Annotated in this window: 15 protein-coding genes; 7 read left to right on the forward strand and 8 right to left on the reverse strand. The window is 35.3% G+C overall.

Features of this window, described 5'->3' with window-relative positions; translation table 11 throughout:
• The first annotated feature begins 76 nt into the window (after positions 1–76).
• Both A8143_RS05510 and A8143_RS05515 read left to right on the forward strand, forming a co-directional pair.
• Positions 77–823 carry a hypothetical protein gene (locus A8143_RS05510; protein WP_070137808.1) on the forward strand — a complete coding sequence of 249 codons (747 nt, stop codon included), beginning with the start codon at positions 77–79 and terminating at the stop codon, positions 821–823.
• Positions 823–2,022, forward strand: a complete 1,200-nt coding sequence (locus A8143_RS05515; protein WP_083261230.1) for a 3-deoxy-D-manno-octulosonic acid transferase — start codon at positions 823–825, stop codon at positions 2,020–2,022. Before A8143_RS05510 ends, A8143_RS05515 begins: the two co-directional genes overlap by 1 nt.
• A 55-nt stretch (positions 2,023–2,077) precedes the next feature.
• Here the strand turns inward: A8143_RS05515 and A8143_RS05520 are convergent, their stop codons facing one another.
• The 4 genes from A8143_RS05520 to A8143_RS05535 all read right to left on the reverse strand — a co-directional run bounded on the left by A8143_RS05520 (position 2,078) and on the right by A8143_RS05535 (position 6,791).
• The gene (locus tag A8143_RS05520; RefSeq protein ID WP_070137809.1) at positions 2,078–2,671 is read right to left on the reverse strand and encodes a DUF4920 domain-containing protein; all 594 of its coding nucleotides are present in this window, start codon (positions 2,669–2,671) and stop codon (positions 2,078–2,080) included.
• 62 nt (positions 2,672–2,733) lie between these two features.
• Entirely contained in the window at positions 2,734–3,435 is a 702-nt protein-coding gene (locus A8143_RS05525) for a response regulator transcription factor (protein ID WP_070137810.1), read from the reverse strand.
• Positions 3,436–3,441: 6 nt separating this feature from the next.
• Positions 3,442–4,794 carry a sensor histidine kinase gene (locus A8143_RS05530; RefSeq protein WP_070137811.1) on the reverse strand — a complete coding sequence of 451 codons (1,353 nt, stop codon included), beginning with the start codon at positions 4,792–4,794 and terminating at the stop codon, positions 3,442–3,444.
• Between the two features lie 245 nt (positions 4,795–5,039).
• Complete coding sequence (locus tag A8143_RS05535) at positions 5,040–6,791, reverse strand: M23 family metallopeptidase (protein WP_070137812.1); 1,752 nt, start codon at positions 6,789–6,791, stop codon at positions 5,040–5,042.
• A gap of 166 nt (positions 6,792–6,957) precedes the next feature.
• Here A8143_RS05535 and A8143_RS05540 point away from each other — a divergent pair, with 166 nt between their 5' ends.
• From A8143_RS05540 to A8143_RS05555, 4 genes are all read left to right on the forward strand, one after another.
• Positions 6,958–7,236, forward strand: coding sequence for a hypothetical protein (locus A8143_RS05540; RefSeq protein ID WP_070137813.1), 279 nt, complete (start codon positions 6,958–6,960; stop codon positions 7,234–7,236).
• Positions 7,237–7,242: 6 nt separating this feature from the next.
• Entirely contained in the window at positions 7,243–7,515 is a 273-nt protein-coding gene (locus tag A8143_RS05545) for a cell division protein ZapA (protein ID WP_070137814.1), read from the forward strand.
• A 95-nt stretch (positions 7,516–7,610) separates the two neighbouring features.
• A complete protein-coding gene (gene rny, locus A8143_RS05550) occupies positions 7,611–9,152 on the forward strand; it encodes a ribonuclease Y (RefSeq protein ID WP_070137815.1) in 1,542 nt (513 codons plus the stop codon).
• Positions 9,142–9,834 (forward strand): class I SAM-dependent methyltransferase, encoded by a 693-nt coding sequence (locus A8143_RS05555; RefSeq protein ID WP_070137816.1) that lies wholly within the window; start codon positions 9,142–9,144, stop codon positions 9,832–9,834. Before rny ends, A8143_RS05555 begins: the two co-directional genes overlap by 11 nt.
• Here A8143_RS05555 and A8143_RS05560 read toward each other — a convergent pair.
• Both A8143_RS05560 and A8143_RS05565 read right to left on the reverse strand, forming a co-directional pair.
• On the reverse strand, positions 9,811–10,917 hold the full coding sequence (locus A8143_RS05560) for an NAD(P)/FAD-dependent oxidoreductase (protein WP_070137817.1): 1,107 nt from the start codon (positions 10,915–10,917) through the stop codon (positions 9,811–9,813). The genes A8143_RS05555 and A8143_RS05560 overlap by 24 nt on opposite strands.
• Positions 10,918–10,945: 28 nt before the next feature.
• The gene (locus A8143_RS05565; protein ID WP_083261231.1) at positions 10,946–12,064 is read right to left on the reverse strand and encodes a glycosyltransferase; all 1,119 of its coding nucleotides are present in this window, start codon (positions 12,062–12,064) and stop codon (positions 10,946–10,948) included.
• Positions 12,065–12,207: 143 nt separating this feature from the next.
• Between A8143_RS05565 and A8143_RS05570 the strand changes: the two genes are divergently transcribed.
• On the forward strand, positions 12,208–13,488 hold the full coding sequence (locus A8143_RS05570; protein ID WP_070137818.1) for a lipopolysaccharide biosynthesis protein: 1,281 nt from the start codon (positions 12,208–12,210) through the stop codon (positions 13,486–13,488).
• Here the strand turns inward: A8143_RS05570 and A8143_RS05575 are convergent.
• Positions 13,485–14,822: a hypothetical protein gene (locus A8143_RS05575; RefSeq protein ID WP_070137819.1), complete on the reverse strand. Its 1,338-nt coding sequence runs from the start codon at positions 14,820–14,822 to the stop codon at positions 13,485–13,487. The two genes, A8143_RS05570 and A8143_RS05575, sit on opposite strands and share 4 nt — an antisense overlap.
• 230 nt (positions 14,823–15,052) lie before the next feature.
• Positions 15,053–15,250 (reverse strand): hypothetical protein (locus A8143_RS17120; RefSeq protein WP_217494785.1); only part of this gene is annotated, 198 nt, incomplete at its 5' end.

Genomic DNA, 15,250 nt, shown 5'->3' on the forward strand with positions numbered 1-15,250 from the left:
CTAAAAACTTTGCGAATATAGCCAATAATATTGGCACTGTGTCGTTTCATTAACGTGCTTTTTATAAATTTGTGATATGAAAATAATCTTCTTTTTTCTCGCTCTAGGAATTTCAACTTCGATTGGGCAAAAAATACTTCGTGATTCTACTCAACGTACTTTTATGATGAGTGCTAACTATAAAGGTGCATGGGCCGGTGCAGATTTAGCTGACCGTTGGGGGTTTCATAATGGTTTAGGTTTGGATATTGACTATAAGTTCAAGAATAACCTTACGGTAGGCGTTAGTGGAGGCTTTTTGTTTGGTAAAGGTTTGCGTGATTCTACGGTTTTTAAAGATGTATTTAATTCAAAAGGAACAATAACGAGTTTAAGTGGCTCACCTGCGAATGTTTTATTGTTGATGAGAGGGATGACAATTTATGGTTCGGTTGGATACGTTTTTAATCGTCTGGGTAATAATCCTAATTCGGGATTATGGGTGAATGCAGGTGTTGGCTTTTTTGCACATAAAATCAGAATCGAATCGATTTATGATGAAGTGCCGCAAATTGAAGGAGACATGAAATATGGTTATGATCGACTAACAATGGGGCCATCCGCTAAACAATTTATCGGATATTTATACCAGTCAGATTGGCGCTTATTAAAGTTTTATGCAGGATTTGAGATGACTCAGAGTTTTACGAAAAACGTAAGAAACTATAATTTTGATCTTGGTGGACCGGATAATAAAAATTATTTTGACTTACAGTATGGTTTCAAAGTTGGTTGGATTATACCTATTGCGCAACGTACAAGAGGACAATATTATTTTGATTAATGAAGTTCATTTACCTTATCGGTGTTCGACTGTATGAACTGGCAGTTAGAATTGCGGCGCTATGGAATCCGAAAGCTAGAAAATGGGTAGCGGGAAGAAAAGCCATTTGGAGTAAGCTCGATAACTGGAAACGTGAGGAAAAAACGTTGTACTGGTTTCATTGCGCTAGTCTTGGGGAATTTGAGCAAGGGAGACCGATTATAGAAGGTTTGAAATCTACGGAAGACTGCCAGGTTGTGCTTACTTTTTTCTCGCCGTCTGGTTATGAAATTCGCAGTAATTATGATTTAGCTGATCTTGTGATTTATTTACCATTAGAAAGAAAGTCGCACGTTACACGATTTTTAGATGCCATTGCTCCGGATGCTGTTTTTTTTGTGAAATATGAATTTTGGGCGCAGTTTATTTTTGAAGCAAAAAAGAGAGGTGCAAAACTTTATTCAGTAGCAGCTGTATTTAGAGAAAAGCAAATCTTTTTTAAAAGATATGGGGGATTTATGCGTTCTGTTTTACAATGCTTCGATAAGATATTTACACAAGACGAAAAGTCACATAGATTATTGAATGGGATTGGGATTCAGAGTATTGTTGCGGGGGATACTCGATACGATCGGGTGCTTTCGAATGCTGAAAAAGTGGAGGGTATACCGTTGATAGAAAACTTTGTAGGAGATTCTTCGGTGCTCGTTGTTGGATCTTCTTGGAAAGCCGATGATGAAGTGATCTTACCATTTATTAATCATCCGGATTTCGATTGGAAAATAATTATTGCACCGCATGAAATTCATGAGAATAGAATTGTTGAGCTTCAAAAACAAATTACAAAATCAGTTGTGCGATATTCTCAAATGAACACATCAGATGGAGCGGCAACTGTTTTAATTATTGATAATATTGGCATGTTAATGAATGTTTATCAATATGCAACAATTGCTTATGTAGGAGGAGGCTTTGGTACAGGGTTGCACAATATTCTAGAACCGGCTAGTTTTAACGTACCTGTAGTGTTCGGAAATCAACATGAAAAGTTTTTTGAGGCGAAATTATTTATGGATGCTGGGATTGGATTTGAGGTAGCTAATGCTGCAGACTTTGAACAGTGCTTGAAAGAATTAATGGATAAATTTGAAGCGAAAAAAGTTGCTGAATATATGCAAAAACATCAGGGAGCAACCCAGCGTATTTTGGAGCATGTATAAATAAAAAAACCGATTCAAAAGAACCGGTTTTTAATATGTTTAGAGTGTTTAGTGATTACTTTTTAACAAGAATTGCTTCACATTCAAAAGTAGTTTCAATTAAATCCTCAGTAATAGAGTCATACTCTTCTTGAGCAACTTCTTTTCCACTTTCAGCTGCGTCATCCAATAAATGTTTTTGGAAATCTACAGATAAAGTGTCAACAACGGCTTTACCGTATAAAATTGCTTCTGTTCCTGCTGCTGTGTTAGTAGGAATAGTAAAGTGGTCTTTAAAGAATACGCGAACAGATTTTGCTTCGCCATTATTAAACGTTATCCAACAACCGGCTTTTTGACAAACTTCGTCAATATTTACATTTACTTTTCCTTCAAATCCACCAGAATTAACAATCGAGTCATTCATTTCAGTAACTGTGATGGCATTTCCATTCGGTTCAATTTCAGTATGACCATACAAGGTATAATCACCTTTGTCTACTCCGTCAAATGCTAATTCTGTGCTTTCCTCTTCATGAGTTTCCGCTGGAGCGTTTGTTGCTGTTGTGTCAGTAGCGTTTTCGTTTGCTTCACTTTCGTTTGCGTTTCCGCATGAGTTTAATGATGCTAGTCCAGCAATCATTAATCCGAACAATAATTTCTTTTTCATTTGGTAAAATTTTGAGCAAAGATAATGAAAGTCTTGATAAATGAATTTCAAATTTTTCTTCCTTATTTTTCTGGGGCTTCTAATTTAAAGCCAACGCCATGAATGTTGTTTATGGAAACAGATTCGTCTGATTTAAGATATTTTCGAAGTTTTGTGATGAATACATCTAAGCTTCTCCCGACAAAATAATCATCTTGACCCCAAACGGCATTCAGTACTATGTCCCTAGTGAGTACCTTGTTTCTGTTTTGAGCCAGAAGTTTTAATATTTTAGCCTCTTTTTTGGTGAGCTTTTTTTCGGTTTGATCTGGGAAAATTAGTTTGAAATTTTCACTATCAAAAAGAATGCTGCCCAATTGGTATTGTGTCTGAACGCCATCATCTTCTATTAAATTTACACGTTTGAGAATAGCCTTTATCCGTAGCTGGAATTCCTCAGTAGAGAATGGTTTAGTCAAGTAATCGTCACCTCCAGCTTTAAATCCTGCAATACGGTCTTCAACTTGGTTTTTAGCAGTCAGAAAAAGGATTGGAATCTTATGATCAACTTTTCGAATATCCTGCGCCAGAGTTATTCCATCTTTTTTAGGCATCATGACATCGAGAATGCACATTTGGAATTTTCCTTCGTTAAAAGTTTTTAATCCTTCAACGCCATCTGTGCATAAGGTAACGTCATATCCTTCCGATTTTAATTGGTCCTGAATAACAAATCCTAAATTATAATCGTCTTCTACTAATAAAATTTTAATTTTTTCGCTCATTGTATTTTACTTTAAAGGAAGAGCGATACTAAATTCGCTCCCTTTTCCAGGGTTACTTCTAACATGAATGGTGCCATTATGTGCTTCGACAATAGTCTTGACATAAAATAATCCTAATCCAAATCCTTTAACGTCGTGTAGGTTGCCTGTGGGTACACGATAAAACTTATCGAATATGTACTTTATGTTATCCCGTGAAATCCCTTTACCATTATCCGAAAATTGTATTATAATTTTGTTTTTTTGATTGGTCGTTTTAATCGTGAGATTCGGTATTTTGTCACAATATTTTATCGCATTGTCAATCAGGTTGTTTACAATATTTGTAATATGAACGACATCTCCTTTTAGCACGGCATATTCAGCATTTAGTTTGAGGTTTATTTGTCCGCCCCTTTCTTCTAGTTGGTTGTACTCAAAATTCTCTTTCGCTTCTTCTATTATTTCATGAAGGTTTATGGTTGAAAGATTTAGCTTAATTTCTCCTTTGTCTAAGTTGGCTACATTTAATACTCTTTCAACTTGCGATTCTAAACGCTTATTCTCTTTGTAGATTATGCTTGCGTAACGCAAAATTTTATCATCCGATTTTTCTGGATTTATATTCATCAGTGTTTCACTAGAAATACCAATTGTTGCAATTGGCGTTTTTAGTTCATGTGTCATATTGTTGATGAAGTCATTTTTAATTTCAGATAATTTTTTTTGTTTAAAAATTACAGAAATAGAAAAGCCAAAAAAGATAAGGACAAACAATATGATTGCAAATAAATAATACCACGGGGTAACATCATGTGGCCGATCAGCAATGGCAATATTTTCTCGTGTAGGAAAAACAACTGAAAAATAATGTAGGTCTGAATCGAGTTTTAATTGTGCTCTTGAATCAATTAAGGGTTCATCAGTAACCGATAAATTAGTGAAAGCGGAGTCTCCTTCAAATCGAATATAATCACCATAAACTATACTGTCCGAAAAACAATCATAAATACCATACTGAAAGTCTTCTGTGATGTTGTGATCATAAAACTCATGCTTTAATAAAAGTTCTAATAAAAATGGGTGTAAAGTGTCATGTAGTTCAACGGTGAAGTAGTTGGAGGTTAGTTGTTTAACGTTGCCGTATAAATCGCCCGGTTGTTGGTTGATTCGTTGAATTTCATTGGCAACGCGTTTCAAAGCAATGGTAACCTGATCGTTAAATTGAACTTGACTCAAGCTGTCTTGTTTGTTTTGAATAGCAATATTAGTTTGTTGAAAGTCAATATTCTTTTTAATCCAAAAAAATTGAATTGTAAGGATGCTTAAAATGGAAGCGATTCCTAAAAAGATGACCGTTCGTAGATTTTTATTGCTCATTAATAGATAAAATTAAGGCTAAAAAAGTGAAGTCCATAAAAAGGAAGTAGATTTAAGAAAAAATTAACCAAAATTGATTCGTTTCTGGAGAAAAACGAGGATATATGAGTTAATTTTTAGGAGAATAATTTTTTAGTGTTAAAGTAGGGAATGGTTTCATTTGTTTTTTATTTGATTTGAAGTGAGAGAAAATAGCGACCCTACTCGCGTTTTGACCGTCTATTGCAAATGTGATAGACGGTTTTTTAATAAATCAACACGTACGATTTTTCGGTTTTATTTCCTTTATAGTCCACGGCCGAAATTCGAATTTTGTTTTTCCCTTTTTCCAAAATCGGTTTACTGTATTTGTCTAATGGAATGATGAATCGTTTTTTACGTCTATTATGGATCATTAATACCCATTTTCCATTTAAGTATGCTTTGTATTCCATGATGCCGGCAAGGTCATCTTTGATAGATAGTTCGAGCGTATTGTATTTTGTAATAACCTTTTCATTTTTAAAATCTAAGGGTTGAATTGTTGGTGGAATTGTATCGATTGTTAACACAAATTGGCCGAAATTTTTAGGATGAGCCTCTACCCATCCATCGATATATGAACCTCCCAAAAAACTTAAGTTACCACGATCATTTATTAGACCAATTCCGAGCTTGTGTACTGGAAAGTCTTTTGGTAGAACTGGTGTTTTAATTCGTATGTCATACTTTTCTTGCACCGGAATACTGTATTCTCCAAATTGATAGATAGCGCTAAGATAAGTTGATTGGGTGTCTTCACGATAAATTTTTTGAAGAGGTTCGTAAAAAGTACCGGGTTCCAATAAAACCTGCAGGTTCTCTTTTATTAAGGTGTTTACATCATGGGGGAAATAATAATTGTTGCTTTCAAAAGGGTTTTTTGATGCAGCTTTTGGATTGGGTGTTGCGATTTTAACATGCAAGACTGACTTGTTTTTATGGATGTCATATACATCAAAAGTGTAGGTTCCTCCACAGCTTTGCCAGTCAAACTTTCCATTGTTTTTAATGTAGATTGGTAAAGGGTTCAAAAGGGTGGTGAATTGCTTGTGGATATTTCTTCTATTTTGTTTGTTTTCAATATAATCTTTATGCGAATTCATGTAGCGATTTGCGGCAAAATCTATATAGTCTATTTTTTGCTCATGATGCACATGATTTTCTTTTTGAACGACCGTATGGTGAACCCCACAAACATTATGAGCACCGTCTAATTTATCTGTTGTATGAATGCCAAAGGCAAGTTGGCTGTGTTCTGTAATAATTGAGTTTAAATCTATTGCTTGGTCATTGTTTACTGTATAGTTATTGCCCTCTTTTTTTGCTGTAAGATAGATGGCTTTATTTGGAATCATATAACCGTTTGAATCAATAGCATAAATTTTTAACCCGCTTATTTTTGGTTTAATCTTATCCGAAATAGCATCGCGATAAACTTTAAAGAGAAGAGGGTTTAATGCGTGCTCTGTAGCTGTTTCTCTAATTTCAAAATGTAAATGTGGGGCCGATGAACTTCCTGAATTTCCTGAAAATGCAATCAGTTCACCTTTTCTAACAAAAATTGAATCATCAAGCACGATTTCATCCAACACATAGGCTTCTTTTTCCATATGTTTTTTTCGAAATAGGGAATCTATTTTTGCTGGGAAAGTACTGAGGTGCGCATAAACACTTGTTAAGCCATTTAAGTGGTCGATGTAGATGGCGTTTCCGTAACCCCATGGAGAAACTCGTATACGAGAAATATATCCGTCCGCTATGGATTTAATTTTATGTCCTTCAACACCTTGTGTTTTTATGTCAAGTCCGGTGTGAAAATGATTTGAACGCATTTCACCAAAATTCCCAGCAAGAATTAATGGGATGTCCATAGGAGCCCCTAAATCCAACGATTCATAAGCTATGTTTTTGGGTGCATAGGTTTGTCCAAAAACGGATAGATTGAAAACCAAAAGAAATAAAAATAGATACTTCATGCGTCATGATTTAGTAAGGGATGTACAAAATTAATTCCAAGTCTGTAATTCTTGGATAAAAGTTCTTTTTATTATTAAAAATTTCTTTTTGATAAATCCTTAAAATTTTCTTTGAAATTGGCTTTCTGAATCGTATTTTTGTATCGACTATTTTGAATGGAAAATCATGTCTGAAACGAAAGAATTACTAGAAGAATTGGATGGTAGAATTGTGCGAATGCTTTCTGAAGTGAAAGTGTTAAAAGCCAATTTGAATGAAAAGGAACGTGTAATTGGGACGTTAGAAGCAAAAATTGCTGAGCAACAACAATCGATAAACGGATTGGAGCAGGAGCGAGATGAGTTACTTGAGCGAACTTCAGGTGAAAATCAGGAAGCGCTTAAATTCAAGATAGGGGAAATGGTAAAGGAAATAGATCGTTGTATTTCGTTACTAAAAGTGTAAGAACAGGTGGATAAGATATCACTCAAAATAATAATAGCAGGTAGGACTTATCCTTTAACAATAAAAAGGGAAGAGGAGGCTGCCATTCGCAGAGCTGCTGATCGGATAAATTCAAACATCCAAAAATTACAAAGCAGCTATGCCGTAAAAGATATGCAGGATTTGCTCGCAATGACAGCATTGCAAATTACGGTGCAACAAGGTAATCAAACTAACTCACAGGCTTCTAACACTTTTAACGAAGATCTTCGGAAAATCATTGATAAGATAGATTTTTAAAATCGTGCTCTTCAATGGATGTATTTTTTTACTCATTTCCCTGACAATAATTTGGTCAGATTAGGGGAGATGGACAATACTTATTTTACATAGATATGGAAATTACAAATATTATTATCGCGGCAGTGATTGGATTGGTTGCCGGTGGATTAATTACTTTTTTGCTTCAAAAAAGCATCCTAAAAGGAAAAGCAGAAAACATTTTAAAAGAGGCTGAAGCTGACGGCGAAGCAATTAAAAAAGATAAAGTTTTACAAGCAAAAGAACGTTTTTTGCAGCTCAAGCAAGAGCACGAAGAAAAAGTTAGAAATCGGGAGAGAAATATCCAAAGTTTAGAGGATAAAACGAAGGCTAAGGATAAGAAGTTGAATCACAAACTAGAAGAGCTTAATCGTAAAGATAAAAAAGCTGAAAACCTGAAAAAGGAATTAGAAGAGCAGTTAGAAGTGATTGAAGCAAAAAAGAGTGAAATCATAAAACTTCATCAAAAGCAAGTCAATGAATTATCTAAGATTTCTGGATATTCACCTGATGAAGCGAAAACAACGATGATGGAAGCTTTGAAAGACGAGGCTAGAACGGATGCTATGGCTTACATCAAAGAAATCGTTGATGAAGCTAAACTAACGGCATCAAGTGAGGCAAAAAAGATTGTCGTTCAATCCATTCAACGGGTAGCAACCGAACAAGCGATAGAAAATTCCGTGTCAATTTTCCGAATTGAAAGCGATGAAATGAAGGGTAGAATTATTGGTAGAGAAGGACGAAATATTCGGGCTTTAGAAGCAGCAACAGGTGTCGAAATCATTGTAGATGACACCCCTGAAGCAATTATTTTATCTTGTTTTGATTCTGTCAGACGTGAGGTGGCTCGTTTGGCTTTACATCAATTGGTGTCTGATGGTAGAATACATCCAGCGCGAATTGAAGAAGTGGTTGCTAAAACTCGAAAGTCATTGAATGAAGAGATTGTTGAAACAGGAAGAAGGACATGTATTGATTTAGGAATTCATGGATTACATCCTGAGTTGATGAGAATGGTGGGCCGAATGAAATATCGTTCTTCGTATGGTCAAAATTTATTGCAGCACTCACGCGAGGTGGCAAATCTATGTTCGATAATGGCTGCCGAACTGGGGCTAAATGTGAAAGTGGCGAAAAGAGCTGGTTTATTGCATGATATTGGAAAGGTTTCCGAAGATGAACCAGAATTACCGCATGCAATATTGGGTATGAAGTTAGCTGAGAAACACGGTGAAAAGCCTGATGTTTGTAACGCAATTGGTGCTCACCACGATGAAATTGAAATGACAACATTGATTTCTCCAATTGTCCAAGTTTGTGATGCCGTTTCTGGTGCACGTCCTGGAGCACGTAGAGAAATTGCTGAATCGTATATAAAGCGAATAAAAGAATTAGAGACCACCGCACTTGGATTCGATGGAGTGATCAAATCTTATGCAATTCAAGCCGGAAGAGAATTGAGAGTGATGGTTGAAAGTGAAAAAGTAAATGATCAAAGAGCTGATGAACTATCATTTATTATATCTCAAAAAATTCAAAATGAAATGACCTATCCTGGCCAGGTAAAGGTTACCGTAATTCGAGAGAAACGAGCAGTACATTATGCAAAGTAAATTCTCAAAAAAGACAATAGATCAAGTGTTTGAATGGGATGTTCAAACATGGTCTAAAGTCGTACCTTTTTGGGAAGAACATTGTGATATTAAACCAGGGTTAAAGGTTTTAACGGTTGGTGAAAGAGGAGGCGGATTGAGCCTCTTCTTTGCTTTAAAGGGGTGTCATGTTACCTGTACAGATTTTCGTGAGTTTCCAAGTTCCATTTATGAATTGCATCGTAAATATGATGTTCAAAATAAGATTGAATATGTAGAAGGTGTGGATGTCAGCAAACTCGATTGTTTTGCTGATGAAACCTTTGATTTAGTCGTTTTTAAAAGTGTTTTAGGGGCTTTATCTGAACAGAATAAGCAAAAAAATGCTTTTGATGAAATGCATCGTGTCCTTAAAAAACATGGTTTTGTATTATTTGCTGAAAATCTAAAGGCCTCTAAGTTGCATCAAGCTTTTAGACAGAAATATGTGAAATGGAATGACTATTGGCGTTATTTCGATCTCAAAAATGATGATTATTTTTACGCTAAATTCACAAAAAAACAGTTCAAAACACAAGGTTTTATTGCCGTTTTTGGAAGAACAGAACAACAGCGTGGGTTACTCGCTAAAATAGATCGAATAATTCTCCGGGCAATTCCAAAATCATGGCGTTACGTTCTATTTGGTGTCTTGTCGAAGTAATCCTTCTTTTTTCCACCGAGCCAAATGTTGGTGGAAACCATAAATCAAGTCGGTGGTTTGTGTAAACCTTAGCGAAGGAATAGCTCGATTTAATTGTTCTCTTGTACTCGCATCCATTTGCTGCGATGAGAATGAGTTTGAATGATAATTGATTATTTCTTGTGCCTCGGTGATCAACTTTAATTCAATTAATTTCGCCCGAATGCAATCCAGAGGTTTTAATGTTTCATTAAGCTTTTCGGCAAAAACACCAACCAGAATTACCGATAATCCCGTGTTTAAATTCGAAAGTTGAGAGCTGATATCACTGACGCGGTGAATCAACGGGTCTTTCATAATTCGAATATAAGAAAATGGCTTAGCCGGCTTACCTTTTATAATAAGATGATAGTGGGTAAAGGTTGTTTTATGGTATACTTGAGGGATTTTAACTTGATTAACAAGGATGTTTTTCAAGTTAGCATGTGTGGTAAGTTGTACATTTTTGGTTTGTAAAAAGGTTCCGTTTTCTTGTGATATTTTCCAAGTATTATTAGTGTATTCAACGCTTATAGATTTAGAATTTAGTTGAACAGGAACCTTATTAGTTGCTAATAATTGGACAAGTTTTTCTTCAAATTCTTTCGAACCACGATTGGGGTATAAGTAATGTTTAGGTATAATAGGGAATCGCGCTGCGGGATGTTGAGTGATAAATTTAACGAGCCCTTTAAAATCCCTTTTCTTAATGAGGTTTGCGCACACCTTGAAAACGCCAATTGCCATTTTGTGATCGTAACTCAACTTTGAATTACCATTAATAATAATGGGTTGAGGAGTCATTTTGTCGAGCTGAACGTTTAGCGCTTCTGCAATAAACTTGTATACCTTCTTGTTATAAGACCAAATATGGCATCCCAATTCAACATCGCCAATCGGATCAATTCTCACGGTTTGCCAAGCTCCGCATGGTTTATCTCGCTCTTCAATTATTAATACCTTTTTACCTTTTAACGTTTCTGCGCAGGCGTCCAAAATGTGGACAGGTCCAGAACCAATATAAACGGTATCATAAATAAAGTTGTTAGTTGGCTGTTGGTTCATAAAAAAGGTTGCGTTTTTTTATGTTATGCTACTGTAGTATTTCAGAATATAGTTGTATCAGTTTTTTTTCTTCTTTATTCCAATTGTATTTGTCAATGACGAGTTGTCGTCCTGTTTCGCCCATTTTTTTTGCAACGTCTGGATGTTCAATTAAGTAGTTCACTTGCTCGGTGATTTTATCAATGTCATAAGGGTCAGTACAAAAACCGGCTTTTGTGGATTCCAGTATTTCTCTCCAAAGCGGAAAATTAGAAGCTATAACGGGTAGTCCTGCCGCCATATATTCAAACATTTTAATAGGATAGGAGTTGACATGATTAGGTTCAGGTAACAATATCACTAAGCCAGCAACAGATGACTTTTTTAAATCACCGAGTTCTTTTCGGTTTAAAAACCCTAAGCGCTTGACCTTTTTCCAACCTTTAAGTTGATGAACGTGAGGATTTAAAGTATCATCCCATTTTCCTGCAAGTTTAAGCTCAACATCGGCTGCCCCAGCAACTTGAATCATTTCTTTCAGACCTCTTATCATTGAGATACCACCGATATAGCACAATCCAGAACGACTGTTTGGTTCGTTTTCCTCTTCAAAGTCGATCTCATCAAATAAGGGGAAGTTACAAATTGTGACGGTGTTGGCATTAATTTTTTTGTAACGATTGGCAATAAAAGGAGTAGCAACCACTATGGCATCCAAGCGTTTAGCAATGTAGTTTTCGTATTTTTCGTATCCCCAACTGATCAATTTTCTTAAAGGTCGATTAAGATAAGGCTTGGATAAGATTTGACGCGGTGTATCTTCATGGGCATCATAAATTACTTTTTTTCCTGCCTTTTTTAACTTAAGACCAACCGAAAGTAATTCTGGATCATGAAAATGAAATAGGTCTGCATTCGACTTTAAAGCAAGTTCATAGATTTGTTTCGAAGCTTTTCGCATACGATCAAACCTCGATTTTGGCTCATAATTTGCCGAGCGAATTTCAACTCCGTTTTCAATACGCGATTGACCTTTTAATGTTATTTCTATTACATTATATCCGGCTTTTTTAAGACTCTGACACTCTTTGTGAAATATCCTAATATCAGTATCTGAATGCGCACTTGTGAGGTGGGCAATTGTTATTTGCGTTGGTTTGCTCATCATACTTACGAAAGCAAAGATAAAAAGATGTTGCGTACAATTTCACACCTAACTGACTATTTAGTTTGTGGTATTGGTTTTGCTAATGTTTTTGACTAAAATTTTGAAATAAAATTGTGTAACTTCGTTGCTCATTAAAATGCAAAATGGCAAAAAGATTTGAGTATGCTAAAAATTCAATTTTACTCGTAGTTGGGTCGGGTTTAGCTCAAGTATTGCCGTTAGCATTTCAACCTTATTTACGACGAACATTCAGTGATGTAGAATTCGGTTTGTTTGCACAGTATTTTAGTATTGTCAGCATTGTGGCGCTCATTGCAGGCCTGAAATATGATGCTAGTATCATGATTCCTAAATCAGATCGTGCGTCGCAACACATTTTAACAGGAACGGTATTTATTAACTTATGCTCATCGTTCTTATTTTTGGTCTTACTTTTTTTATTTGGCCATCATTTTTTAGGAGCAGCTGGATTATCTCAAAAGTTGGAAAATTATTTTTGGCTGATGCCAATAAGTGTATTTCTAATCTCCACTAACCTTGCGATTAATTACTGGTTGACACGGAAAAAATTTTTTAGAGGTATAGTCATTAATAAAGTTTCAAGACGTGCGGTTGAAGCAGGAGCACGAGTAGGTTTTGCAAGTAAATTAGTCAAAGGAGGAATGATTTATGGAGGGGTTATAGGAGATCTAATAAACTTGATTGTTTCTGTTTTTCAATATGTGAAGTCAGGCGGCAAAATTAAAATGTATCGTAAACAACAGGTTTTAAAGGAGCTTAAAGAGCAAATCGATTTTCCAAAGTATAGTTTATTGCCAAATGTTCTAAACGTCATTAGTGCCCGAGTTCCCGTTTTTTTATTCGCAATTTTATATGGTGATGCAATATTAGGTCAGTTTGACGGAAGTCAACAAATGTTAGCAATCCCGTTAGGATTAATTTCAATCTCCTTATCACAAGTACTTTATCAAAGAATTGTGGATGACGTGAATAATAATCGGAAAATCATGCGATTTATACGTAACAATTTTATGTTTTTGGCAGGACTTAGTATTATAGGTGTTATCATAGTTATGCCTTTTGGAGTAGAAATCACTACGATTTATTATGGAGATAACTATGAATTGTCTGGACAAATCACACAAATTTTAGTCATATCTTATGGCATTAAGTTTATTGTTTCGCCATTATCCATGACATTGGTAGGGCTCAAAAAATTAAAACTTGTAGCTATTTGGCAGGCCACTTATTTTTTGATGACGATTTGCTTGTTCTTCATTGAAGATATGGCGATTCAGGATTTTGTTATCATCATCGTCGCTATAGATGTTATCGCCTATTTCTTTTATGGAGCGTTAATTTACAGTGCCGCGCGCAAACATGATAAAAAAATTGAAGACCTGATACAATCCCAAAAAGACTAAATATTTTCCTTGTCTGAAATCCCAAAAAATACAAAGTAGAGTAATAATATTAATCCCCATCCTCCTGAAAACAATGCAATCGTTATAGAGGTAGAACTCAGTAATAAAACGGGAAAAGCATTTAAACTTAACTTTAGAATGAAATCATCTTTAAATAAGATTTCAATGAAAACTAAGAATAATGCAAGTATAATTCCTCCCATAACTAAACCTGCCTTACCAAAATTTGCATAATCAAGAACAAAACTGGCCGTGTTCACGCTTCCTTTTAAACCATTTGCAGCATGCTCAGGATACATCACCGCATAAAGTTCTAAAAAATAATTTCTAAACTGAGTTCCTTTTATACGAGCAATAATTCGGTAACCATCTCCATGTAAAAAAGGCATTTTAGAAGGAATGATTTCAAACCATTCAGAAACAGTTTTACCGGGTAAAAAAGCTATTCGGCTGAAAATACTTCCTGAAAATCGAGCGATAAATCGATCATCATTCACTTCAACTATCTCTAATGTTGAAGTGTCAACCTCTTGCGCAATCGAATCTTTGCTTATTACTGCAACTTCGTCCAGCGGTCTGTTGTGTATCGTTTTATTTAATTCGGAATCTGGAATCATTTCTTCGTCTCCTATTGTTTGTTCAATAGAATTTTCAACGACAACCTTACTTGGGTTTGCAGCAGTAAATTGACCTATTATGACCAACGAAATAATTAAAATGAAGGCAAGGATATGCCAAATTTTGCGTTTGAAGAGAGCGTATATAAAAACAGGAATGATAATCGTGAATATCAAACTTTTCTGCATGAGCGAAAAGCAATAAAAACTTGCTACTAGCAATACAATCCAAAATAATCGCTCTTTTTGTTTAATTAATAGAGTGAGAATTAAAAAGGGGATAAGGGCACGAAGATTAAACGAAACTAAATAGTTTAAAATACGAGGACTGCCTGCTGAAATATTTCGCCTTATTTTTGCGGCCTCATGTCGGTCGACTGCATCAAAGGCTTCTAAAACAGGAATATTGCCTAAATATAAAAGATGTCCAATAATTCCTAAAAAAACCAGTGCTGTAATTCCAATAAGAAAATAGTTTAATAAATGATTGGTAGACCTATTTTTCAACCGATCGAAACTTCGTGCGCCAAAATTTCTTAAACCAAGTCTATGCAAAAGAAAATATGTCGCAAAAAGACTGATTGTGTAGATAATTAATTTCGGAATATGTTTCGTTCCTGTGTGCGCGTAAACCCCAATGAATAATATGATTATTACAAATGAATAAATCGAAATTAAACTGTGTTTCTTTAAAAAAGTTTGTAAGCGTGCGATCATAAAATTTAAGAATCTCTAACCTTATCAGCAACAAAAATAGGTATAAAAGCACGCGTTACCGTTAAAATCTTTTTTTTCTTAAAAAATGCATCTATAATTCCCCAACTTTGAATTTTATACATCTTTATTCAGTAATTAGTGTGAGAAGGTTTGGAATTTGGGCGTTCCTATTCGATGGAATAGGCGGGCTTTCTGCACTCGCTTCCGTCCGTCTGAGCCGGACGAAGAGCTCAAACAATTGCGTCAATCCCTAACGCAGAATTGAGGTAAATAAAACCAATGAGGAGATTTGTGCAAAAATTCTTGTGGTACGATTGCGGACAACCGAGGTTAAATCCCGTAAATTCTGAATAAACTTGACTTACAACTTGGTTTAATTGTTTTGTGGTATGATTGCGGACAACCATAACATTGGACTTAACATGTTT

Source organism: Crocinitomix algicola (genome assembly GCF_001661595.2).
GTDB classification, from domain to species: Bacteria; Bacteroidota; Bacteroidia; order Flavobacteriales_D; family Crocinitomicaceae; genus Crocinitomix; species Crocinitomix algicola.

Excerpts from the sequence above, each read along its gene's own strand:
- A8143_RS05520 (WP_070137809.1), bottom strand. The coding sequence starts at position 2,671 with ATGAAAAAGAAATTATTGTTCGGATTAATGATTGCTGGACTAGCATCA.
- A8143_RS05565 (WP_083261231.1), bottom strand. The coding sequence starts at position 12,064 with ATGATGAGCAAACCAACGCAAATAACAATTGCCCACCTCACAAGTGCG.
- A8143_RS05535 (WP_070137812.1), bottom strand. The coding sequence starts at position 6,791 with ATGAAGTATCTATTTTTATTTCTTTTGGTTTTCAATCTATCCGTTTTT.
- rny (WP_070137815.1), top strand. The coding sequence starts at position 7,611 with ATGGAAATTACAAATATTATTATCGCGGCAGTGATTGGATTGGTTGCC.
- A8143_RS05575 (WP_070137819.1), bottom strand. The coding sequence starts at position 14,822 with ATGATCGCACGCTTACAAACTTTTTTAAAGAAACACAGTTTAATTTCG.
- A8143_RS05570 (WP_070137818.1), top strand. The coding sequence starts at position 12,208 with ATGGCAAAAAGATTTGAGTATGCTAAAAATTCAATTTTACTCGTAGTT.
- A8143_RS05555 (WP_070137816.1), top strand. The coding sequence starts at position 9,142 with ATGCAAAGTAAATTCTCAAAAAAGACAATAGATCAAGTGTTTGAATGG.
- A8143_RS05510 (WP_070137808.1), top strand. The coding sequence starts at position 77 with ATGAAAATAATCTTCTTTTTTCTCGCTCTAGGAATTTCAACTTCGATT.
- A8143_RS05525 (WP_070137810.1), bottom strand. The coding sequence starts at position 3,435 with ATGAGCGAAAAAATTAAAATTTTATTAGTAGAAGACGATTATAATTTA.
- A8143_RS05560 (WP_070137817.1), bottom strand. The coding sequence starts at position 10,917 with ATGAACCAACAGCCAACTAACAACTTTATTTATGATACCGTTTATATT.
- A8143_RS05540 (WP_070137813.1), top strand. The coding sequence starts at position 6,958 with ATGTCTGAAACGAAAGAATTACTAGAAGAATTGGATGGTAGAATTGTG.
- A8143_RS05515 (WP_083261230.1), top strand. The coding sequence starts at position 823 with ATGAAGTTCATTTACCTTATCGGTGTTCGACTGTATGAACTGGCAGTT.
- A8143_RS05530 (WP_070137811.1), bottom strand. The coding sequence starts at position 4,794 with ATGAGCAATAAAAATCTACGAACGGTCATCTTTTTAGGAATCGCTTCC.